The 21059-nt window shown below is 61.5% G+C and carries 20 protein-coding genes; 8 read left to right on the forward strand and 12 right to left on the reverse strand.

Annotated elements, in window-relative coordinates:
• The first annotated feature begins 22 nt into the window (after positions 1 to 22).
• The 5 genes from GV819_RS00095 to GV819_RS00115 are packed head-to-tail and all read left to right on the forward strand — an operon-like array spanning position 23 to position 4635.
• A complete protein-coding gene (locus tag GV819_RS00095) occupies positions 23 to 1066 on the forward strand; it encodes a DUF5924 family protein (protein WP_161752311.1) in 1044 nt (347 codons plus the stop codon).
• Positions 1067 to 1120: 54 nt separating this feature from the next.
• Positions 1121 to 2269 (forward strand): ABC transporter permease, encoded by a 1149-nt coding sequence (locus GV819_RS00100; protein WP_161752313.1) that lies wholly within the window; start codon positions 1121 to 1123, stop codon positions 2267 to 2269.
• Positions 2266 to 3069, forward strand: coding sequence for an ABC transporter ATP-binding protein (locus tag GV819_RS00105; protein ID WP_161752315.1), 804 nt, complete (start codon positions 2266 to 2268; stop codon positions 3067 to 3069). The genes GV819_RS00100 and GV819_RS00105 overlap by 4 nt, the downstream gene beginning before the upstream one ends.
• 1 nt (position 3070) lies before the next feature.
• Positions 3071 to 4009 (forward strand): MlaD family protein, encoded by a 939-nt coding sequence (locus GV819_RS00110; protein ID WP_161752317.1) that lies wholly within the window; start codon positions 3071 to 3073, stop codon positions 4007 to 4009.
• Entirely contained in the window at positions 4006 to 4635 is a 630-nt protein-coding gene (locus GV819_RS00115) for an ABC-type transport auxiliary lipoprotein family protein (protein WP_161752319.1), read from the forward strand. Before GV819_RS00110 ends, GV819_RS00115 begins: the two co-directional genes overlap by 4 nt.
• A gap of 64 nt (positions 4636 to 4699) precedes the next feature.
• Here GV819_RS00115 and GV819_RS00120 read toward each other — a convergent pair whose 3' ends face one another.
• From GV819_RS00120 to GV819_RS00140, 5 genes are all read right to left on the reverse strand, one after another.
• Positions 4700 to 5929 (reverse strand): nucleoside recognition domain-containing protein, encoded by a 1230-nt coding sequence (locus tag GV819_RS00120; protein ID WP_161752320.1) that lies wholly within the window; start codon positions 5927 to 5929, stop codon positions 4700 to 4702.
• Positions 5930 to 6048: 119 nt separating this feature from the next.
• On the reverse strand, positions 6049 to 7380 hold the full coding sequence (gene gltP, locus GV819_RS00125) for a glutamate/aspartate:proton symporter GltP (RefSeq protein ID WP_161752322.1): 1332 nt from the start codon (positions 7378 to 7380) through the stop codon (positions 6049 to 6051).
• Between the two features lie 738 nt (positions 7381 to 8118).
• A complete protein-coding gene (locus GV819_RS00130) occupies positions 8119 to 8583 on the reverse strand; it encodes an inhibitor of vertebrate lysozyme family protein (RefSeq protein ID WP_161752324.1) in 465 nt (154 codons plus the stop codon).
• Between the two features lie 2 nt (positions 8584 to 8585).
• On the reverse strand, positions 8586 to 8750 hold the full coding sequence (locus tag GV819_RS00135; RefSeq protein WP_003170804.1) for a DUF1328 domain-containing protein: 165 nt from the start codon (positions 8748 to 8750) through the stop codon (positions 8586 to 8588).
• A gap of 82 nt (positions 8751 to 8832) precedes the next feature.
• Positions 8833 to 9117: a hypothetical protein gene (locus tag GV819_RS00140; RefSeq protein ID WP_161752326.1), complete on the reverse strand. Its 285-nt coding sequence runs from the start codon at positions 9115 to 9117 to the stop codon at positions 8833 to 8835.
• A 408-nt stretch (positions 9118 to 9525) separates the two neighbouring features.
• On the opposite strand from GV819_RS00140, the gene algB reads away from it, so the two are divergent.
• Both algB and GV819_RS00150 read left to right on the forward strand, forming a co-directional pair.
• Positions 9526 to 10872 carry a sigma-54-dependent response regulator transcription factor AlgB gene (gene algB, locus GV819_RS00145; RefSeq protein ID WP_161752328.1) on the forward strand — a complete coding sequence of 449 codons (1347 nt, stop codon included), beginning with the start codon at positions 9526 to 9528 and terminating at the stop codon, positions 10870 to 10872.
• 10 nt (positions 10873 to 10882) lie between these two features.
• Positions 10883 to 12667 carry a KinB sensor domain-containing domain gene (locus tag GV819_RS00150; protein ID WP_161752330.1) on the forward strand — a complete coding sequence of 595 codons (1785 nt, stop codon included), beginning with the start codon at positions 10883 to 10885 and terminating at the stop codon, positions 12665 to 12667.
• A gap of 4 nt (positions 12668 to 12671) precedes the next feature.
• Here the strand turns inward: GV819_RS00150 and GV819_RS00155 are convergent, their stop codons facing one another.
• The 7 genes from GV819_RS00155 to GV819_RS00185 form a co-directional block, all read right to left on the reverse strand.
• Positions 12672 to 14294: an EAL domain-containing protein gene (locus tag GV819_RS00155; protein ID WP_161752332.1), complete on the reverse strand. Its 1623-nt coding sequence runs from the start codon at positions 14292 to 14294 to the stop codon at positions 12672 to 12674.
• A gap of 73 nt (positions 14295 to 14367) precedes the next feature.
• Positions 14368 to 15147 carry an N-acetylmuramoyl-L-alanine amidase gene (locus GV819_RS00160; protein WP_161752334.1) on the reverse strand — a complete coding sequence of 260 codons (780 nt, stop codon included), beginning with the start codon at positions 15145 to 15147 and terminating at the stop codon, positions 14368 to 14370.
• Positions 15148 to 15247: 100 nt separating this feature from the next.
• The gene (locus GV819_RS00165) at positions 15248 to 17458 is read right to left on the reverse strand and encodes a GGDEF domain-containing protein (RefSeq protein ID WP_161752336.1); all 2211 of its coding nucleotides are present in this window, start codon (positions 17456 to 17458) and stop codon (positions 15248 to 15250) included.
• Positions 17455 to 18333, reverse strand: a complete 879-nt coding sequence (locus tag GV819_RS00170; protein WP_161752338.1) for an endonuclease/exonuclease/phosphatase family protein — start codon at positions 18331 to 18333, stop codon at positions 17455 to 17457. Before GV819_RS00170 ends, GV819_RS00165 begins: the two co-directional genes overlap by 4 nt.
• 12 nt (positions 18334 to 18345) lie before the next feature.
• Positions 18346 to 18975 carry a thiol:disulfide interchange protein DsbA/DsbL gene (locus tag GV819_RS00175; RefSeq protein WP_161752340.1) on the reverse strand — a complete coding sequence of 210 codons (630 nt, stop codon included), beginning with the start codon at positions 18973 to 18975 and terminating at the stop codon, positions 18346 to 18348.
• A 197-nt stretch (positions 18976 to 19172) separates the two neighbouring features.
• Positions 19173 to 19778 (reverse strand): c-type cytochrome, encoded by a 606-nt coding sequence (locus tag GV819_RS00180; RefSeq protein WP_161752342.1) that lies wholly within the window; start codon positions 19776 to 19778, stop codon positions 19173 to 19175.
• Positions 19779 to 19823: 45 nt separating this feature from the next.
• Positions 19824 to 20114, reverse strand: coding sequence for a c-type cytochrome (locus GV819_RS00185; RefSeq protein ID WP_161752344.1), 291 nt, complete (start codon positions 20112 to 20114; stop codon positions 19824 to 19826).
• A 191-nt stretch (positions 20115 to 20305) separates the two neighbouring features.
• On the opposite strand from GV819_RS00185, the gene yihA reads away from it, so the two are divergent.
• Positions 20306 to 20947, forward strand: a complete 642-nt coding sequence (gene yihA, locus GV819_RS00190) for a ribosome biogenesis GTP-binding protein YihA/YsxC (RefSeq protein ID WP_161752346.1) — start codon at positions 20306 to 20308, stop codon at positions 20945 to 20947.
• Positions 20948 to 21059: the final 112 nt, after the last annotated feature.

Consider the following 21059-nt stretch of genomic DNA (forward strand, 5'->3'; position numbering starts at 1 on the left):
GCCATGACTGTGACCCCGCCCGATGCCTAACTGGACCCAATACATACAGCGCCTTCTGGAACTGATGAAGCGCTATCCGGGGATCATTGCGCTCGGCGGCTTCATCTCCGGAGTCGGCAGCTTCATCCTGGTAGACCGGCAGCAGAGCCTGGCCTCGTGGATCGCCGTGATCCTGCTGGTGAGCTGGGTCTGGCTGATGCTGGAAAACAGCCTGACCCAGCTGTTCACCAAGGTTTTCAAGCGCGAGATCCCGCAGCCGCTGCTGCGCTATGCCACGCAGATGATTCACCAGGAAAGCCTGTTCTTCGTCCTGCCGTTCTTCTTCATCACCACCAGTTGGAACAGCGGCCAGTTGGTGTTCACCGGATTGCTCGGGGCCGCGGCGCTGATTTCCATCATCGACCCGCTGTACTACAAATGGCTGGCCCCAAAGCGTTGGCTATTCCTTGCGCTGCACACCCTGACGCTGTTCGCCGCCTTGCTCACTGCACTGCCGCTGATCCTCCACCTGACCACTGCCCAGAGCTTCAAGCTGGCCTTGGGCACCGCCATGCTCCTGTCCTTCCCGAGCCTGGCGTCGATCCTGCCGATCCGCAGCTTGCGCAGTGCCTTGACCGTGTTGAGCATCACCCTGGTCATCGGCAGCACCGGCTGGCTGCTGCGCTCCTGGGTACCGCCGGCCACCCTGTGGCTGACCGAGGACGCCATCAGCACCCAACTCCAGGACCGCACGCCGGGAGACAGCCTGGAACAGGTCAGCACCAGCCAGGTGCGCAGCAACGGTTTGTACGCCTATACCGCAATCAACGCACCGCGAGGCCTGGACGAACGCATCTACCACGTCTGGCAGTTCAACGGCAGCGAAGTGGACCGCATCGCCCTGGACATTCACGGCGGGCGCAAGGAGGGCTACCGTGCCTGGTCATACAAGCAGAATTTTCCTGCCAACCCAGCGGGCCACTGGCAAGTGCGGGTGATCACCGAGGACGGTCAAGTAATCGGCGTGCTGCGCTTCGAGATCACCGACCCAGATCAAGACGCAGCCAAGACCGGCGAGGCAAAGTAGTCGGGATCGTGCTATTACGTAGCACTGCGTAATCGCCACACAAGCTTGGAGCTTATGACTACCAGCGTGACGCCCGGCACTGCTCAATTGGATCTTGGCCACTCTCCGGCGCAACTGCGTATCTCCGGTGACTGGACGCTGGCGCACTACAGCGACCTCAAGCGCCTCAGCCAATCCCTGCACGGCCACTACGACAGCAGCACCCATATCGATCTCAACAACCTTGGCGCCCTCGACACCGCCGGCGCCTCGCTGCTGGTGGAGCTGCTGGGCGCCGAGCGCCTGGGCCAGTCCGCGGAACATGCCGACTGCACCCTGTCTGCCGCCGACCGTGCGCTGCTGCACACGGTCTATACCTCGCTCAACGACTTCTGTGTGCCGGTCAAGGAACCCCAGGTCTCGGTCAGCGTGCAGTTGCTCTCGCGCATTGGCAGCGCGGTCTACACCGTCTGGCAAGACACCCTCAAGGTGCTGGGCTTCATCGGTCTGATTCTCGAGACCCTGGCCCGTGGCCTGCTGCGCCCCAAGCGCTGGCGCCTGACGCCAGTGGTAGCGCATATCGAGCAGACCGGCCTAGACGCGGCGCCCATCGTCGCCCTGCTGACCTTCCTGGTGGGGGCGGTGGTGGCCTTTCTCGGGGCCACGGTGCTGGCCAGTTTCGGCGCCAGCATCTTTACCGTGGACCTGGTGGCGTTTTCCTTCCTGCGGGAATTTGGCGTGCTGCTCACCGCGATTCTCATGGCCGGTCGTACCGCCAGCGCCTTCACCGCACAGATCGGCTCGATGAAGGCCAACGAAGAGATCGACGCAATCCGCACGCTCGGCCTGGACCCGGTGGAGTTGCTGGTACTGCCCCGAGTCCTGGCGTTGCTGGTATCGCTACCGATGCTGACCTTCCTGGCCATGCTCTCGGGAATCATCGGTGGCGGCGTGGTCTGCGCCCTGTCCCTGGATATCTCGCCAGCGATGTTCCTCTCGCTGCTGCATTCGGACATTGGCGTGAAGCACTTCCTACTGGGCTTGGTCAAAGCGCCGATTTTCGCCTTCCTGATCGCCGCCATCGGCTGCCTGGAGGGCTTCAAGGTCAGCGGCAGCGCCGAGTCCGTTGGCGCCCACACCACCTCCAGCGTGGTCCAGTCGATCTTCGTGGTGATCGTGATCGACGCTGTGGCAGCATTGTTTTTCATGGAGATGGGCTGGTGAGCCGCCTGCCCCGTGCGCCCGCCGAGGCGGTGATCGAGGTCCGCGGGCTGTGCAACCGCTTCGGCAAGCAGAGCGTGCACGAGAACCTCGACCTGGATGTGTACAAGGGTGAAATTCTCGGCGTGGTCGGCGGTTCGGGCAGCGGCAAGTCCGTGCTGCTGCGCAGCATCGTCGGCCTGCGCCAGCCCAGCGAGGGCTCGGTGCGGGTCTTCGGCCAGGACCTGCCGAGCCTGCCGGAACAGCAACGCTCGCTGATCGAACGACGCTTTGGCGTACTGTTCCAGAAGGGCGCACTGTTCACCTCACTGACGGTGACCGAGAACGTTGCCCTGCCGCTGATCGAACATGCGGGGCTGTCACGCAGCGATGCCGAGCACCTGGCGGCAGTGAAGCTGGCCCTGGCCGGGTTGCCGCTGTCGGCGGCCGACAAGTACCCGGCCTCGCTGTCCGGCGGCATGATCAAGCGCGCAGCCCTGGCCCGTGCCCTGGCCCTGGACCCGGACATCCTGTTTCTCGACGAACCCACCGCCGGCCTCGACCCGGTAGGCGCTGCCGCCTTTGACCAACTGATCCTGACCCTGCGTGACGCGCTGGGCCTGAGCGTGTTCCTGGTCACTCACGACCTCGACACCCTCTACACCATCACCGATCGGGTGGCGGTGCTGGCGCAGAAGAAAGTACTGGTGGCGGACGCCATCGATATCGTCGCCGAAACCCCGGATGCGTGGATTCACGAATACTTCCACGGCCCACGCGGCCGCGCCGCCTACCAGGCAGCTACACAGACCAACGAGGGATGACATGGAAACCCGAGCCCATCATGTACTGATCGGCCTATTCACCGTGATCGTGGTGGCCGGCGCCTTGCTGTTCGGCCTGTGGCTGGCCAAGTCCAGCGTCGACAGCGCCTTTCAGGACTACGAGATTGTCTTCAATGAGGCGGTCAGCGGTCTATCCAAGGGCAGCGCTGTTCAATACAGCGGGATCAAGGTCGGTGACGTGGTCAACCTGCGCCTGGACCCCAAGGACCCGCGTCGGGTGTTGGCGCAGATCCGCCTCGGCGGCGAAACCCCGATCAAGGAGGACACCCAGGCCAAGCTGGCCCTGACCGGCATCACCGGCACCTCGATCATCCAGCTCAGTGGCGGCACGCCGCAAAGTCCGGCCCTCAAGGGTAAGGACGGTCGACTGCCAACCATCATTGCCTCTCCGTCGCCCATCGCCCGCCTGCTGAACAACAGCAATGACCTGATGACCGGAGTCAACCTGCTGCTGCACAACGCCAACCGGATGTTCTCCCCGGACAACGTTTCCCGCGTCAGCAGCACCTTGGACAACCTGCAAAAGACCACCGCGAGCATCGCAGAGCAGCGAGACGACCTGCGCCAACTGATGCAGCAGCTGGGCTCCATCAGCAAGCAGACCAGTGCCATGCTGGAACAGACCACCGCGCTGATGCGCAATGCCAACGGCCTGCTCAACGACCAGGGCAAGCAGATGTTTGGCAGTGCCGAGCACGCCATGCGCTCCCTGGAGCAGAGCAGCGCCACCCTCAACAAACTGCTGAACGACAACCAGGACTCACTGAACAATGGCATGCAAGGGCTCAATGGCCTGGCGCCGGCGGTGCGCGAACTGCGCGAGACCATGAGCTCGCTACGGGCCATCACCCGCCGCCTGGAAGCCAACCCCGGCGGTTATCTGCTGGGTAACGAGAAGAACAAGGAGTTCACGCCATGAAGCGTGCCAATCGTCTGTTTGCCCCGCTGGCCCTGAGTGGCGCCCTGGCCTTGACCAGCGCCTGCTCGATCCTGCCCAAGGCCGAGCCGCTGGATATCTATCGACTGCCGGTAGGCCAGAGCAGCACTCCGACCCCGGGCAAAGTGCTGTCGTGGTCATTGCAGCTACTCAAGCCCCAGGCCGGCGATGCCCTGAACAGTGCGCGGATTGCGGTGATTCCCCAGGGCAACCTGATCAGCAACTACAAGGCCTCACGCTGGAGCGATCCGGCCCCGGTGCTGCTGCGCAACCGTCTGCTGGATGGCTTCCAGCGCGATGGCCGGGTGCAGTTGTTGAGCACCGACGACAGCAACCTGCAGACCGACCTGGCCTTGGGCGGAGACTTGCAAGCCTTCCAGACCGAATACCAGGGCAATGCCGCCCAGGTGGTGATACGCCTGGATGCACGCCTGATCCGTGGCAATGACCAGAAAATTCTCGCTAGCCGGCGCTTTGAAGTACGTCAGCCGCTGAGCGAGACCCAGGTGCCAGCGGTGGTGGCGGGGTTCGGCCAAGCCAGCGATACGCTGACCCGCCAGGTAGTGGATTGGGCAGTGGGGCAGGGCAATCTACAGATAAAGCATTGAGGCCCGATTCACCGGCCAGCGGCTCCTCAGTAGGAGCCGGCTGGCCGGCGAGCAGTCCTTCAACTCAACCAAAGAACCAGTAGCAGACGCAAATCGCCGCCACCACGCCAGCAAACTCCGCCAACAAGGCACAGCCCACGGCGTGCCGCACCCGCTGGATGCTCACCGCACCGAAATACACCGCCAATACATAGAAGGTGGTTTCGGTACTGCCCTGGATGGTCGCTGCGACCAAAGCAGGAAAGCTGTCCACGCCCTGGGTCTTCATGGTTTCGATCAGCATCGCCCGCGCCGCGCTGCCGGAGAACGGCTTGACCATGGCAGTGGGCAGGGCATCGACGAAGCGCGTATCCCAGCCGGCCCAGGACACCAGATGCCGAATCCCGTCGAGGCCGAAATCCAGCGCGCCGGAAGCCCGCAGCACGCCAATCGCGCAGAGCATGGCCACCAGGTACGGCAACAGGTTCTTGGCAACGTCAAAGCCCTCTTTGGCGCCCTCGACAAAGGCCTCGTAGACCTTGACCTTACGCAACGCGCCGATCACCAGGAACAGCATGATCAGGCCAAACAGCGTGAGGTTGCCGAGGATCGACGACAGCGACGCCAGAGCGCTGGCCGATAGGGTCGCCAACAGCGCCATGAACGCGCCCAACGCCAGGGCACCGGGAATCAGGTAGGCCAGCACCACCGGGTCCCACAGGCGCAGGCGCTGCATCACCGCCACCGACAGCAGGCCCACCAGGGTTGACGCGCTGGTGGCCAGGAGGATCGGCAGGAACACCAACGTCGGGTCCGCCGCACCTTGCTGGGCGCGGTACATGAAGATGGTCACCGGCAGCAGGGTCAGGGACGAAGCGTTGAGCACCAGAAACAGGATCTGCGCGTTACTGGCGGTGGTGCTACTGGGATTGAGCTCTTGCAGGGCACGCATGGCCTTGAGGCCGATGGGCGTGGCCGCGTTGTCCAGGCCCAGGCCGTTGGCGGCGAAGTTCAGGGTGATCAGCCCCAGTGCCGGGTGCCCGGGCGGCACTTCCGGCATCAGGCGCTTGAACAGCGGGCCCAGCACCTTGGCCAGCCACTCGACGATCCCGGCCTTTTCGGCGATCCGCAGGAAGCCCAGCCACAGGGTCAGGGTGCCGAATAGCAGCACCATGACTTCTACCGACAGCTTGGCCATGGCGAAGATACTTTCCACCATGGCGGCGAAAATCCCGGCGTTGCCCCCCACCAGCCACTGCGCCAGGGCGGAAACGGTCGCAACGATAAAGAAGCCAAGCCACAGGCCATTGAGCATCAGTCATATCCCTCGGAAGATGCGGCGAATGATAGCGGGGCGGGCAGAAACGACAAACCCCGGATTGACCGGGGTTTGTCTGAAGCTCAGCGCCGGCTTGCCGGCTCCTGCGGGATGTCTCAGCCTTTGGTGGCTTCACCCGCCGGCAACTGCTCTTTGCTGCGCCAGTGCGGCAGGGAGTTCCAGTAGCGCTGGCCCTTGGCATCGTCGTACATGCCTTCCCAGCGAGAGATGACCAGGACCGCCAGCGCGTTGCCGATCACGTTCAACGCGGTGCGTGCCATATCCATCACACGGTCGACGCCGGCGATGAACGCCAGGCCTTCCAGGGGAATGCCCACACTGCCCAGGGTAGCCAGCAGCACCACGAAGGATACGCCCGGAACACCGGCGATGCCTTTGGAGGTGACCATCAGGGTCAGCACCAGCAGCAGTTGTTGGCCAATGGACAGATCGATGCCGTACAGCTGGGCGATGAAGATCGCCGCGATGCTCTGGTACAGAGTCGAACCGTCGAGGTTGAAGGAGTAGCCGGTCGGCACCACGAAGCTGCAGATGGCCTTCGGCGCACCGTAGGCTTCCATCTTCTCGATCACACGCGGCAGCACGGTTTCCGAACTGGCGGTGGAGTAGGCGAGCACCAGCTCGTCCTTGAAGATGCGCATCAGCTTGATCACCGAGAAGCCGAACAGGCGGGCAATCAGGCCGAGGACCACGAAGGCGAAGAAGGCGATGGCTGCGTATACCAGGATCACCAGCTTGGCCAATGGCAACAGGGAGGCGAAACCGAAGTTGGCAACGGTCACCGCGATCAGCGCAAACACACCGATAGGCGCGTAGTTCATGATCATGTGGGTGACTTTGAACATGCTTTCCGAGACGCCCTGGAACATCTTCACCAGCGGGTCGCGCAGGTCGGACTGCAGGCTCGACAGGCCCAGGCCGAAGAGCACCGAGAAGAAGATGATCGGCAGCATTTCGCCGCGGGCCATGGCCGCGAAGATGTTCGACGGAATCAGGTTGAGGATGGTCTCGATGAACGCGTGTTCATGTTGCACTTCAGCAGCAGTGGCCTGGTACTTGGAAATATCCACGGTACCCAGGGTGCTCATGTCGATGCCTGCGCCCGGATGGAACAGGTTGGCCAACAGCAGACCGACGACGATGGCGATGGTGGTCACCACTTCGAAGTAGATGATGGTCTTGAGGCCGATGCGGCCGAGCTTCTTGGCGTCACCAACACCGGCGATGCCGACGATCAGCGAGGAGATGACGATCGGGATCACGATCATCTTGATCAAGCGGATAAAGATATCGCCCGCAGGTTGCAGGACGTTGCTGACCCACCAGGCTTTTTCAGCACTGAAATGATTGAGCAGAGCGCCAATCGCAATCCCCAGGACCAGACCGATGAGGATCTGCCAGGCGAGGCTTAATTTTGCCTTCTTCATATCATTACCCTTACTTCAGTTGGACTCGGGCTGATGCGCGAACTGGAACGCTCAATGGCGGAATAGTTTGGGCATCGGCCCCCGTATAAGGTCATCCCGAACGAGCATTTACGGCTCTCTGCGGGCGAAAAAAGGCGCAACTATTCCGATGCAAGGGGAGCACGTCTAATGCCGTAAACGCCTACCCTATGCCGAATCGGCATGAGCTTTTACAAACAAAACGAGCGTCCCAACCGGTTCGAATACGCCATTTCGGCAGGCAGAAATGCCGTGAAACGGCCATTTCAGGCGGCGTCCAGGGTTGTCGGGGGGGTCAGGAAAAGGCCTTAAATAACTCAGAAATGTCCTGAATAAAAAGCCTAAGACCGATCAGGATTTCCTACGAAGTTTCTCGATATACGGTCGCAGAGAAACAAGAAGAAACGTTTGACCGGGGTCAAAGGAAGATTTTCTAAGGGAAAGCCGATGAAGGTGAGCCGATGGCTCTAGTACAGGACTTTGCGTATTCAAGCACGCCGCAAGCTCGTCAAGTCGATGCCGACCTGGAAACCTGCACCGCCGCTCTTTCCTGACCCGCCCTTGGCGGAGGAACTCCCTGTACCCCTACACCCCGATCACCTGCGGATCAGAACGTCCCGGCCGCTTGGTCAGGCACACGCCTTTCTCGGGCAGTGCACAGTCGAAAGCGCCTTGGCGGCACGCTCCACTATCGATTACGCAACAGCGGCAGACTCGAACTCAGTACCAGTTCGGGTCTTTCCTCAACTGCTCCTTGAGCAAGGCCTGCATACCTTCATCGGGCTTGCCGAGGAAACGGTAATTGGCATGGCGGGTGGGCGACTTGTCCACGGGCAGCCCCGCCGGCACGTCCACCAGCATGGCGTAGGCATGCTTCTTGTCGAAACCGAAGGCGACAATCAAACGCTGGTTCTGGCAGCTCTGCGCGGTTTCACACAACGGCCCGACCAGGTATTGGTCGCCGTCTTCTGCAACGGCGTTCATTTGTTGAGCATCACCCGAGAGGTTCATCACCCACTCGGGCAGGCGCTCTTCCTTGTGCACAACCCCCTGCCAGGTTTCACGAAACTGCGGATCCGTACCCAGCAACTCGTTGGCTCGTGCCTGGCCATCATTGGCCGCCGACGCCAGGGCGCTGGCGCCCAGCAGCAGCGTGGCGGCCAATGTCTTGAACAAGAGACTCATGGTCAGCCTCGGCCACGACGGCCAAAGAAGAACGAAGCGATAAACATCACCAGGAACACCACAAAGAGGATCTTGGCGATACCCGTGGCGGTGCCCGCGATACCACCGAAGCCCAGAACGGCAGCGACAATGGCAATGATCAGGAATGTGATTGCCCAGCTCAGCATGATGATTCTCCTTACTCTTCTATTAGTGGTACTGCGTGTGGAGCCAGCCGGGTGCCGCCGATTGCGGGCCCGACCTTGATGCCTAGAACACCCAGCGTTCCTGACGTGGCGCGTCCAGCGCCGGCTGCGCCTGGTCGACGACCATCAGTTGCACAGGAGTGGTATCGGTGAGCTGACTGCTGACCGAGCTGAAATGGGTCTGGGTGAAGTGATGAACCGGCACACGTGGCGCAGGCACCTGGCTGTCTTGCCAGCGTTGGAGCTGTTGCCCGGCGATCAGGGTGACCAACAATGCAAGGCTGGCAAACAGGCCTTGCTGGAGATGCAGTGGTGCAATACGCAATTGGGTAAAACGTTGGCGATTCATCCTGAAGCTCCTCCCACATTGGTGGTGATGTTGTTATGGAAGCCATTACCTGCACTCCTCGATAAGAGGGTTACTGCAGTCTGCATGCCAGCTTTTTAACGAGGATAAAAAATCAATAAAATCAATTAGTTATGATATTTAAACGACGACTGTCAATACGCATCCTGCACGATGCCTCCTGGCTGACCGTGCGAAATGCACGATCCACCAGAACTGCCTTGGACGCTTTTTGATCACAGGGGGAACTTTGCCGATCGGCGAATGGCCTGATACAGATCTACGCAGCCTGTTAACCATTTCAGCCGGAGATATCTAACCTGCATGTCGTGGAATGAATCAGAATCAACCTTGCAACTTGCCCGATCTTTCCGGGACTAAATAAGACCATTCATTAAAGGAGCCCGGGAAATGGAGTCAGCGCCGGAGAATCAAGGCCGCATCCTTCTGGTGGATGACGAATCCGCAATCCTTCGCACCTTCCGCTACTGCCTGGAAGATGAGGGCTATACCGTGGCCACCGCCAACAGCGCGGCCCAGGCGGATGCCCTGCTGCAACGCCAGGTGTTTGACCTGTGCTTCCTCGACCTGCGCCTGGGTGAAGACAACGGCCTCGATGTGCTGGCACAGATGCGCATCCAGGCACCCTGGATGCGGGTGGTGATCGTCACCGCGCACTCCGCCGTGGACACTGCGGTGGACGCGATCCAGGCCGGCGCCGCCGACTACCTGGTCAAGCCTTGCAGCCCCGACCAACTGCGTCTGGCCACTGCCAAGCAACTGGAAGTTCGCCAGCTTTCGGCGCGCCTGGAAGCCCTGGAGGGCGAAGTACGCAAACCCAAGGATGGCCTGGACTCCCACAGCCCGGCCATGAAGGTGGTACTGGAAACCGCGCGCCAGGTCGCCGCCACCGACGCCAATATCCTGATCCTCGGCGAATCCGGGACCGGTAAGGGCGAACTGGCCCAGGCCATCCACGGCTGGAGCAAACGGGCGAAAAAGTCCTGTGTAACCATCAACTGCCCGTCATTGACTGCTGAACTGATGGAAAGCGAACTCTTCGGCCACAGCCGCGGCGCCTTCACCGGGGCCAGCGAAAGTACCCTGGGCCGGGTCAACCAAGCCGATGGCGGCACCCTGTTCCTCGATGAGATCGGCGACTTCCCGCTGACCCTGCAACCCAAGCTGCTACGTTTTATCCAGGACAAGGAATATGAGCGCGTCGGCGACCCGGTAACCCGCCGCGCCGATGTGCGCATCCTCGCCGCCACCAACCTCAACCTCGAGGACATGGTGCGCGAAGGGCGTTTTCGCGAAGACCTGCTGTACCGCCTGAACGTGATCACCCTGCACCTGCCCCCCCTGCGCGAGCGCAGCGAAGACATCCTGACCCTGGCCGACCGCTTCCTCGCACGCTTCGTCAAAGAGTATTCGCGGCCGGCGCGCGGCTTCAGCGACGAGGCCCGAGAGGCCCTGCTGAACTACCGCTGGCCGGGCAACATCCGCGAACTGCGCAACGTGGTGGAGCGGGCGAGCATCATCTGCCCTCAGGAGCGGGTGGAAATCAGCCATCTGGGCATGGCCGAGCAGCCCACCAACAACGCCCCGCGGATCGGCGCCGCATTGAGCCTCGACGAGTTGGAAAAGGCTCATATCGGTGCCGTCCTGGCCACCAGCGACACCCTGGATCAAGCGGCCAAGACCCTGGGCATCGATGCTTCGACGCTGTACCGCAAGCGTAAACAGTACAACCTGTGAGCGACACCTTATGAAGTTGGCGATGAAACTGCGGACCCGGCTGTTTCTCAGCATTTCGGCCCTGATCACCGTAGCCTTGCTGGGGCTGGTGCTCGGGCTGGTCAGCGTGATGCAGATGGCCAACACCCAGGAATCGCTAATCCGCAACAACTTCATCACCCTGGACCTGGGGCTCAAGCTGCGCCAGACCCTGGGTGACCAGCTGATCCTCATGCTCAGCAACAAGCCCGATCCCACAACCCTGGAAGCCTCCAGGCAGCACTACCTGGAATTGCTCGACCAAGGCATAGCCCACGAACAGCAGAACCAGGGGCCAAGCGGCTTCCAACAGGCCCGCGACGACTACCTGAGTTTCTTTCAGGCCTTTGAACGCAACAGCTCAGCCTCTGGGCTGAGTCAGAACAACGAGTTGACCGAACGCTTCAATACCTTGCGCGGTGGGCTCATCAACGAACACAAGCGCGCCCTGGACAACATCAGCCAAGTGGAACGCCAAGCCCACGACCGGGCACTGCTGGTGGCCAGCCTGCTGGGCATTGTCGGCCTCGCGGTACTGATCATCGGCTTCATCACCGCCCACGCCATCGCCCGGCGCTTTGGTGGCCCGATCGAAGCTCTGGCCAAGGCGGCAGACAAGATCGGCCAAGGTAATTTCGACGTTACCCTGCCGATCTCGGCGGCGGCAGAGATGAACCTGCTGACCCGGCGTTTCGGCATCATGGCCGAAGCCTTGCGCCAGCATCAGGCAACCAACGTCGATGAACTGCTGGCCGGCCAGCAACGCTTGCAGGCGGTGCTCGACAGCATCGACGACGGCTTGCTGATGATCGACCGCCAAGGCTGCCTGGAACACCTCAACCCGGTGGCTCAGCGCCAACTGGGCTGGGACCAGGAACGCCTCGGCCAGGGCCTGGGCAGCGCTCTGCAGCGCCCGGAGCTGGATGAGCAACTGCAGTTGGTGCTGCGCGGCGGCAGCCTGGAACGGGCTCCGGATGACCTGGACATCGAGGTCGACGGCGAATCGCGCCTGCTGACCTACAGCCTGACCCCGGTGAGTCATACCCAGGGGCATATTCTCGGCGCCGTTATGGTGCTCCACGATGTCACCGAGCAACGGGCGTTCGAACGGGTGCGCAGTGAGTTCGTGCTGCGTGCTTCCCATGAACTGCGGACCCCGGTCACCGGCATGCACATGGCTTTCGGCCTGCTCCAGGAGCGCCTGCACTTTGCCGAGGAGTCTCGGGAAACCGACCTGCTCAATACGGTCAACGAAGAAATGCAGCGCTTGATGCAACTGATCAACGATCTGCTGAATTTTTCCCGCTACCAGAATGGCCTGCAGAAACTCACCCTGTCGCCCTGCTCCCTGGAAGAGCTGCTGGAGCAGGCCCAGGAGCGCTTCGTCGAACAGGCGCAACGACGAGAGATCAGTCTAATGCTGGAGATCCAGGCGCCGCTGCCACGACTGCAGGCCGACCAGCCGCAGTTGGAGCGAGTCATGGACAACCTGATCGACAACGCGCTGCGCCATACCGCCAGCGGCGGCCAGATCCGCCTGCAGGCCCGGCGCCATGGCGAACGCGTGATTGTCAGTGTCGAGGACAATGGCGAAGGCATCGCCTATGGCCAGCAGGGGCGGATCTTCGAGCCCTTTGTCCAAGTGGGGCGCAAGAAGGGCGGTGCCGGGCTCGGGCTGGCCCTATGCAAGGAAATCGTCCAGCTCCATGGTGGGCGCATGGGTGTGTACTCACGACCGGGGCAGGGCACCCAGTTCTACCTGGCTCTGCCGCTGTAGGAGATCACGCTTCATCGTCCAGCCGCCTGGCCACCAGGCGTCGCCCACGGGTGATCAACTCGGTGAACTGCAATGCGCTCAGGGCATGGGCGAACAACCAGCCCTGGCCAAAGCTCACCCCCTCGCTGCTTAGCAACAGCGCCTGGTCTTCAAACTCGATGCCTTCGGCAATCACCTTGAGCTTCAGCGCGTGAGCCATGCGAATGATGTGCGGCGCCACGCCACTGCTGGCGGCGTCATGCCCCAGGGCGTCGATAAAGGCTTTGTCGATCTTCAGGCAATCCACCGGCAGGCTTTGCAGGTAGGCCAAGCTGCAATAGCCGGTACCGAAGTCATCGATCAGCACCTGATGCCCCACGTCTCGCAAAGCCTGCAGGTTGTTGCGGGCCACCACCACATCGATCAGGCCACGCTCGGTCACCTCGAAGGCAATCTGCCGCGCCGCCACCTGGTGCAGCGCCAGCAGCCGCGCCATCACCAGCCCGATTCGCGGCACCATCACGTCGCAGGCCGCCAGGTTGACCGAGATGTACAACTGCGGATTGGCCCGCAGCACATGCCCCAGTTGCTCCAGCAGGCGCTGCAGGACGAAGTCGGTGATCTGGCGGATCTGCCCGGTGTTCTCCGCCAGGGGGATGAACAGATCGGGGCTGGTCAGCGTGCCATCCGGGCGACGCCAGCGCAGCAGTGCCTCGGCACCTACGCAGAGCCGGCTGTTGAGGTCGAAGATCGGCTGGTACAGCACCTGCAACTCACCGCGACGCAATGCCCCCTGCAACTCCGCCCCCAGGGATTGGCGCTGCCGGACCAGTTGGTACACCAAGCCGCCAATGAACAGGGCCAGCAACAGGCTGATCGGCAACAGCCACCACCAGCCATCGAGCATCTCAGCCTGCAGGCTGGCCCGAGGGATGATCAACACCAGTTGATACTCGGGATTGCGGGTCGGCATGCGATAGATCAGCAGGTCCTGGGTGACCTGCAATGGCCCATCGTGACTGGCCCGCCAGGGTTCCACGGGAGGCCAGGCCCGGGCTGGGCCCAGTACCGGAATCGCTCGGCTGCCATGATCGACCACCACCATCAGGCTGCCACCCACCGGCAGGTCGACGACGTCGGTCAAATGCCCACGCGAAGTGGCCACGCGAAAGTTGCCCCGCCCCAGCATCAGGGCAGCAAGGTTCTCGTTGGGTTGGGTCGAGGTATTCAACCAGTAGCTGTAGGTTGGCCCACGGATATCCGGCGACCTGACCGACGGCAAGAGGTTCTGCCGTGGCCAGTTCGAACAGCTCTGAGTGGCATCCATGTAGGCCGCTTCATAAATGAAGCGATAGCTGTAGCTGACCTGCTGCAGCGCCGCGACCATATCGACGCTGCATTCGCGCAACGGCTGGGCCTCCAGCACGTCCAAGCCTTCACGCAGTTGCCCGAACAGTTGCTCCAGGCGCTCCAGGAAGCGCTGCCCCTGGGCGTTCATCTGCTCACTTTCCCGTTGTTGGACCTGATGCATGGCCACACCCATGCTGCCCAACACCAGCACTGCCGCACTCAGCGCAGCCGCCAACGTCGCCAGCAACCAGGGGCGATAGAACCAGGTACGCATGGGCTCGCGAGCGGCCGGCATCATGAGAGATCCCAAGGATTACCAATGAGTTATAGCAACTGATTGGGTAATCGGCGCGGACCGTCCGGCGGCGTCATTATTTTGTCTGGTTGAGCACCTTCAGCAGCGCTGCGCTTTCTGCGTCCGGTGTTCCGTCAAAGCGGGTCGGGCGGTAGTGCATCTGGAAGGCCGCCAAGACGTGCCGGGTCTGCGCATCCAGCTCGCCGGTCTGCGGGGTGGCATAACCCAACAGGGCCAGTTGCTGCTGAAACCAACTGATGCTCGGCAGGCTCGCGGCGAATGCCGCCTGCTGGCGCGTTACCGCCTGGGCATCGGGCCACAAGCCAAGTCCGGCGTCGGCCAGGCGCTTCCAGGGAAACAATGGACCCGGGTCGAGTTTGCGCAACGGGGCAATGTCGCTGTGGCCAATGATGTGGCGCGGCGAGATGTTGTTGCGCTTGCTGATGTCCTTGAGCAACACGATCAGGTTCTGGATCTGCGCTTCGCTGTAGGGGTACCAGAGCCGTCCGCTGGGACTGTCACGGAACCCCGGGTTGACGATTTCGATACCGATGGAGCTGGAATTGAGCCAGGTACGGCCTTGCCACTGACTCTCACCGGCGTGCCAGGCACGGTACTGCTCGTCCACCAGTTTGTAGATGGTGGCGGCTTTGTCGTCGCCAATCAGGTAATGACTGCTGACCTGGCCGTGGGTCAGCAGGGCCAGGGAGCGCTCCAGGGACGCCGAAGTGTAGTGGACGATGATGAACTGGGCACGCTGATCGTAGTTGACCGACGGATGGCTGGTGTCGATCCGCGGGCCACTGGCACAGCCGGCAATGATCAGCAGGGAAAGAGCGAGAGCAAAAATTTTCATGGCAAAAGGCAGTACGCTGAAGACGATAATGCAACAGTGTAACGTACTGCTCCGGCCATCATGGGCAAAACAATGGCTTCAGACAGGAAGCGGCAAGCCTTCAGCCTGCCTCTACCCGATTGCGCCCCGCATCCTTGGCTCGGTACAGCGCCTGATCAGCTCTTTTAATCACCAGATCGCTGCGATCACCGGTCTTGAACGCACTCAGGCCGATGGACACGGTAATGGTCACAGGCTCGCCCTTGAAGTGAAACGGACAGGCCTCGATCGCCGCGCGCAGCGCTTCCACTATCCGCGCGCCCACCGGCCAAGGCGTGTTGGGCATCAGCAGGACAAACTCCTCACCACCGAACCGCGCGATGAAGTCGCTGCCGCGCAGGCGCTTGCGCAGCACGTTGGCGATGATCTTCAGCACCTTGTCGCCTGCCAGATGGCCGTAGTTGTCGTTGATCCGCTTGAAATGATCGAGGTCGAGCATGGCCAGCAACAAGCTATTGCCGTGTTGTTGCCACTCTCCGACCTCATGCTCCAGGCGCTCGGTCCAGGCGGCACGGTTGGGCAGCCCAGTCAGCGGATCGATCAGGGCCTTCTGCCGTTGCTCCTCCAGATGCTCGCGGTAGCCCTGGGCTTCCTGCTCCATGCTCGACACCCTTTCCGCCAGGCTTTGCAGGCGGGCAGCCACTTCTTTCTCACGTTCGTCGCGCTGCTTCTGGTGCTGATCCATGGTGCCCAGCAAGCCTTCCAGATGACTTTCCAACACCTGCTTGAGGTCATCCAGGTCCGCCGCTTCCTGCACACTGCTCTGCAGGCCGTCGACCTGCTCGCGGATCTGCGTGTCCATCGCTCGCGCAGCCGAGTTGCTATCTGCATGCCCCTCGCTTGCCGCCTGCAGATTGCTCTGGAAGGCTTCCAGTCGCTCGTTGAGTTGCTTGAGGTAGTCCTCGAACTCATGCTGGCCCGAATCGGTGATTGCCAGCATCAGCACCGCCAGATCATCGAGGATCGGCAGCAACTCATACCAGTTCAGCCCGTGCTGCAGACGGTCGCGCATGGCCTCGGCCTGGGGCCGGTGGCGCTCGGGCAGGCTCAGGTCGTCAAGCAGCCCCAGCAAGGTGTGTTCAATGTGTTTGGCCACCGAACTGTAGGAAGGCTCGGGAGAGTCAGGCAACGCATAGAGCACATCGTGCTCCGGCTGCTCCGGATCGATAGCCGCCAGGGCCTCGGCCATGACCGGCGGTAAAGGCAGGCTGTCGAGCAACACCGCAGAGGAGCTCGCCGGAGCGGGCAGTAACTCGTCGGGGTTGAGCGGTATCGAATCGGTCGGGGCCTCGGCTACAGGTACCGGCACCGCCTCAGCGAGCATGGCTGCTGGCACCTCAGGGGCAGGGGCCTGTGGCTCGAGCTGAACAGGCGCTGGGGCCGCAACTTCAGTCTCGACCCGCAGCACAGGCTCAGACGCTTTTTCCTGGGCCAGTACGGGGGGCACAAACGCTACTACCGGGGCTGGAGGAGGCGAGATGGCAGCCTCGGGCTCGACCGCTGCGGGCGTCGCGGAGATGGGCTCCGGTGCTCGCTCCACTTCTCGGGGTGCCGGTATGACGGGCGCGGCCTGGGCAGTCTCGGCGACTTCAGGCAAGACGGTGGTCGGCGTTTGATAGTGCTCGCGAATCGCCTCCTCCGCGCCCGAGGCTTCTTCAGGCTGCGGACCAGGCGCCACTGCGGGCGCAGGAGTGGGCAGGAGTGCCGGAATCTCTTGCACCTCGGCTTGAGCTGTTGCATCGCCGGCTTCGCGAGTACCGAACAGGCGCTGCAACAAACTCGGTCGTTCTGGCTCGGCAGGGGTTTCCAGCTGGCTCAGGACCTTGCCCTGCAAATTGCTCAGCTCCCCCAGCAACAAGGGGATCTCCCGCGCCTGACCGACCCGGCTGTCCAACTGCTTGGCGAAGGCCTTCAGCGGGCGGCTGACTTCCCGGGGCAAAGGCAGCGATTGCAGTTGGCTGACCAGCGCCGTCAAGGCGCTGCTCATCTGATCGATCCGGGTTTCCCGCCGCTGCTCAGACTCCAGCACGGCTTTTTCCAGACGTGGCAGAAGGGCTGCCAGCCCAGCATCCATATCGTCGGTACGCACCACCTCGCGCATTTCCTTCATGCACTGGTCGACCGCGCGGTCGGTGCCCTCCGCCGCCAGGGTGCTACGCACCAGGCCACGGCGCAGCAAGTCGAGGCGAGCCGCCCAACGGCGTTCAAGCTTTTCCTGCTGTTCGATACTTTTAAGGTATTTCTCTTTCCAGCGCTGGGCGTCGTCGCTCATTCATCGGTTCCGCGAGGGGCAGGACTCAACGCGGGCAATGCATCAGCCGTGAGCGAACCCGGCAGACGAATCTCTACCGCGACCGGCAGGTGATCGGATATGGGTTGGGCCAGGACTTCGACGCGCTCCAGGGTCAGGCTGGGGCTGAGCAGAATATGGTCCAGGCAGCGTTGCGGACGCCAGCTGGGGAAGGTCGCCTGCAGTTGCGGCGCCAACAGGCTGAGATCACGTAAAGGGGAGTGCTCCAGAAGATCGCTGGCGTGGGTATTCATGTCCCCCATCAGCACCTGATGCTTGTAGCCACCGATCAACTCGCGGATGTACGCCAGTTGCCGGGTTCGAGTCCGGGCACCAAGCGCCAGGTGCATCATCACCACCACCAGCGCCTCAGGCCCTTCGCCGAAACGCACCAGGATTGCACCACGCCCCTTGGGGCCGGGCAGTGGGTGGTCTTCGATAGCCCAGGGACGCAAGCGACTGAGCACGCCATTGCTGTGCTGCGCCAGGCGCCCTAAGTTGCGATTGAGCTGTTGGTACCAGTAGGGAAAGGCGCCCAGCTGGGCCAGGTGTTCCACCTGATTGATGTAGCCAGAGCGCAGGCTGCCGCCATCGGCTTCCTGCAGGGCCACCAGGTCAAAGTCACCCAGCAGGTTACCGATCTTCTGCAGGTTGTCCGCACGCCCGTTATGGGGCAGCAAGTGCTGCCAGCCACGGGTCAGGTAATGGCGATAACGTTCGGTACTGATACCGACCTGGATATTGAAACTGAGCAAGCGCAGACGACTGTCCGCCGGCAGGCCGGTCGACGCTAAATGGTGCTCGTTGACCTGCGGATCATGCAGGCCAACGATGCGTTCCGAACCCCAGCGCGGCATGACAGGCGGCGCTTACTTGGCCGCGCGCTCTTTGGCGATCAGCTGTTCGGCCACGCTCAGCGCGCCTTCAGGACCACCGGCGGTGCCCAAGTCGAAACGGTACTTACCATTGACCACCATGGTCGGTACGCCAGTGATCTGATAAGCCTGGGCTTTCTTCTTGGCATCCTCGACCTTGCCTTTGACGGCGAAGGAGTTGTAGGTGCTCAGGAACTTGTCCTTGTCGACGCCTTCGGCTGCCAGGAACTCAGCCATCTCTTCTGGAGTGGCGAGCTTCTTGCCGTTGTGGATAGCTTCGAATACCGCTTTGTGAACCTTGTTCTCGACGCCCATGGCTTCCAGGGTGATGAACAGCTGGCCGTGGATATTCCAGATGCCGCCGAACATCGCCGGGATGCGCACGAAGTTGACATCGGCAGGGAGCTTTTCAGCCCAGGGATTGATGGTCGGCTCGAAGGCATAGCAGTGTGGGCAGCCGTACCAGAACAACTCAACCACTTCGATCTTGCCTGGCACCGCAACCGGAACGGCGCTGCTCAACTCGACATATTGTTTACCGGCTTCAAGCGGTTCGGCGGCTTGAGCGGTCACACCAAACAAGCTGGCGGTGACGAGAGCGGCGCTGAGAATCAGATTACGCATGCTTTACTCCTGGACAATTTTGGCGCCTCGCGCGGCCTGGATTAAGACAGGTCATGGCGGGCTTGAGTTCGCTAGTGTAGCGGCAGACGCCATAAAAAAGGGCGGCCTGAGCCACCCTTTATGCTTGCACCGTCAGATTAATCGATCATTAACATTGCCGTGGCTTCGCATCCTCGGCAAGCCCGATCGAAACAGCCTTAGTGCAGGCCCTGAATATAGCTGGACACCGCTTCGATGTCTTTGTTGCTCAGCTTGCCGGCAATGGTGCGCATGACCAGGGTGTCGCCGTCGTTGGTACGGTTGCCTTCGCGGAAGTCAGTCAACTGCTTGGCCACGTATTGTGCGTGCTGGCCACTCAGGTGAGGGAAACCGGCCGCTGCGTTACCCGCGCCGTTTGGCGAGTGGCAACCGATGCAGGCAGGCATGCCCTGATCCAGTTTGCCGCCACGGAAGAGCTCTTCACCACGGGCCACGACTTTCGGATCAGCCGCGCCAACGCTGCCTTTCTGGCTAGCGAAGTAGGCGGAGATATCAGCCATATCCTGATCACTCAGGTTGGTCAGCAGACCGGTCATTTCCAGTACTTGGCGTTTACCCGACTTGATATCGTGCAACTGCTTCTCCAGGTACTTTTCCCCCTGACCCGCCAGCTTTGGAAAGTTTGGCGCCATGCTGTTCCCATCAGGACCGTGGCAAGCGCCACATACTGCGGCTTTCGCCTGACCGGCAGCAGCGTCGCCTGCGGCATGGGCGACACCTGTAATGCCCAAGGTCAACAGCAGACTCACGAGTAATTTGTTCATCAGCTAATCCAACTACGGCTAAGGGTTAAGAGTTATGGGCCGGGATCACTCGCTCATCCAATGGATGATGGCTTGGTAATCCTCGGCACTGCAGTCCATGCACAAACCACGCGGCGGCATCGCCTTGAAACCCTGGGTCACGTGTTGTACCAGCGTCTCCATACCTTGCGCCAACCTCGGCGCCCAAGCTTCCTGGTCGCCCTTGCGGGGCGCCGTGGGTAGTTGGCCGGAATGACAAGCCTCACAAACACGGTTGTACACAGCTTCCGGATCCTGTGTAGCCTGAGCGCTGTAAAGCGGCATCAAGACACCGGCAGCTAGCAGCCATTTCGTCATAAAACGACCTTTTCAGGGTTGAGAGCGTGCTGCGTTCTACTGCGCATTCAAGGTTTATCGCTCTCGTGAACTTCATCCTACGCTGGGACAAAGCGCACACAAAATCTGCGGCATTATATACTGGCGTTACTGAAACGGAAACGACACCGCTTGCCGCGCCCACTCTCGGCATCGCCCTTACCGGATATCCCATGCAACTCAAGAACCCCATCCTCGGCCTGTGCCAACAGTCTACGTTCATGCTCAGCGCCGCCAAAGTCGATCAATGCCCTGACGATGACGGCTTTGAAGTGGCTTTTGCCGGGCGTTCCAACGCCGGTAAATCCAGCGCCCTGAACACCCTGACCCACGCCAGCCTGGCGCGCACCTCGAAAACCCCGGGGCGTACGCAGTTGTTGAACTTCTTCAAGCTAGACGACGAACGCCGTCTGGTCGACCTCCCGGGCTACGGTTACGCCAAAGTACCGATCCCGTTGAAGCAGCACTGGCAGCGCCACCTGGAAGCCTACCTGGGCAGCCGCGAGAGCCTCAAAGGCTTGATTCTGATGATGGATATCCGTCATCCAATGACTGACTTCGACCTGCTGATGCTGGACTGGGCAGTGGCCAGCGGCATGCCGATGCACATCCTGCTGACCAAGGCCGACAAGCTGACCTACGGCGCAGCCAAGAACACCCTGCTCAAGGTCCAGTCGCAAATCCGCAAGGGCTGGGGCGAAACCATCACCATCCAACTGTTCTCGGCCCCCAAGCGCATGGGCCTGGAAGAGGCCTACACCGTGTTAGCGGACTGGATGGAACTGGCCGACAAAGGCGCCGAAGCCGAGGCCTGAAAGACGTAGGGAGAATTGTCTGGGGGATGATCAGGCAAGGCAAAAACGCGGTGCGAAAGCGGAGTTTACTGGCTGTAAATGAGCATTTCGCGCCGCGCTTTTAACGCAGCAT

It is taken from the genome of Pseudomonas sp. Fl5BN2 (assembly GCF_009908205.1).
In the GTDB taxonomy this organism is placed as follows: Bacteria; Pseudomonadota; Gammaproteobacteria; order Pseudomonadales; family Pseudomonadaceae; genus Aquipseudomonas.

Bases quoted from the DNA above. Each gene is read 5' to 3' on its own strand.
- GV819_RS00115 (WP_161752319.1), top strand. From the start codon at position 4,006: ATGAAGCGTGCCAATCGTCTGTTTGCCCCGCTGGCCCTGAGTGGCGCC.
- GV819_RS00130 (WP_161752324.1), bottom strand. From the start codon at position 8,583: ATGAGTCTCTTGTTCAAGACATTGGCCGCCACGCTGCTGCTGGGCGCC.
- GV819_RS00175 (WP_161752340.1), bottom strand. From the start codon at position 18,975: ATGCGTAATCTGATTCTCAGCGCCGCTCTCGTCACCGCCAGCTTGTTT.
- GV819_RS00150 (WP_161752330.1), top strand. From the start codon at position 10,883: ATGAAGTTGGCGATGAAACTGCGGACCCGGCTGTTTCTCAGCATTTCG.
- GV819_RS00155 (WP_161752332.1), bottom strand. From the start codon at position 14,294: ATGATGCCGGCCGCTCGCGAGCCCATGCGTACCTGGTTCTATCGCCCC.
- GV819_RS00185 (WP_161752344.1), bottom strand. From the start codon at position 20,114: ATGACGAAATGGCTGCTAGCTGCCGGTGTCTTGATGCCGCTTTACAGC.
- GV819_RS00165 (WP_161752336.1), bottom strand. From the start codon at position 17,458: ATGAGCGACGACGCCCAGCGCTGGAAAGAGAAATACCTTAAAAGTATC.
- GV819_RS00170 (WP_161752338.1), bottom strand. From the start codon at position 18,333: ATGCCGCGCTGGGGTTCGGAACGCATCGTTGGCCTGCATGATCCGCAG.
- yihA (WP_161752346.1), top strand. From the start codon at position 20,306: ATGCAACTCAAGAACCCCATCCTCGGCCTGTGCCAACAGTCTACGTTC.
- gltP (WP_161752322.1), bottom strand. From the start codon at position 7,380: ATGAAGAAGGCAAAATTAAGCCTCGCCTGGCAGATCCTCATCGGTCTG.
- GV819_RS00095 (WP_161752311.1), top strand. From the start codon at position 23: ATGCCTAACTGGACCCAATACATACAGCGCCTTCTGGAACTGATGAAG.
- GV819_RS00140 (WP_161752326.1), bottom strand. From the start codon at position 9,117: ATGAATCGCCAACGTTTTACCCAATTGCGTATTGCACCACTGCATCTC.
- GV819_RS00180 (WP_161752342.1), bottom strand. From the start codon at position 19,778: ATGAACAAATTACTCGTGAGTCTGCTGTTGACCTTGGGCATTACAGGT.
- GV819_RS00135 (WP_003170804.1), bottom strand. From the start codon at position 8,750: ATGCTGAGCTGGGCAATCACATTCCTGATCATTGCCATTGTCGCTGCC.
- GV819_RS00120 (WP_161752320.1), bottom strand. From the start codon at position 5,929: ATGCTCAATGGCCTGTGGCTTGGCTTCTTTATCGTTGCGACCGTTTCC.
- algB (WP_161752328.1), top strand. From the start codon at position 9,526: ATGGAGTCAGCGCCGGAGAATCAAGGCCGCATCCTTCTGGTGGATGAC.
- GV819_RS00100 (WP_161752313.1), top strand. From the start codon at position 1,121: ATGACTACCAGCGTGACGCCCGGCACTGCTCAATTGGATCTTGGCCAC.
- GV819_RS00160 (WP_161752334.1), bottom strand. From the start codon at position 15,147: ATGAAAATTTTTGCTCTCGCTCTTTCCCTGCTGATCATTGCCGGCTGT.
- GV819_RS00110 (WP_161752317.1), top strand. From the start codon at position 3,071: ATGGAAACCCGAGCCCATCATGTACTGATCGGCCTATTCACCGTGATC.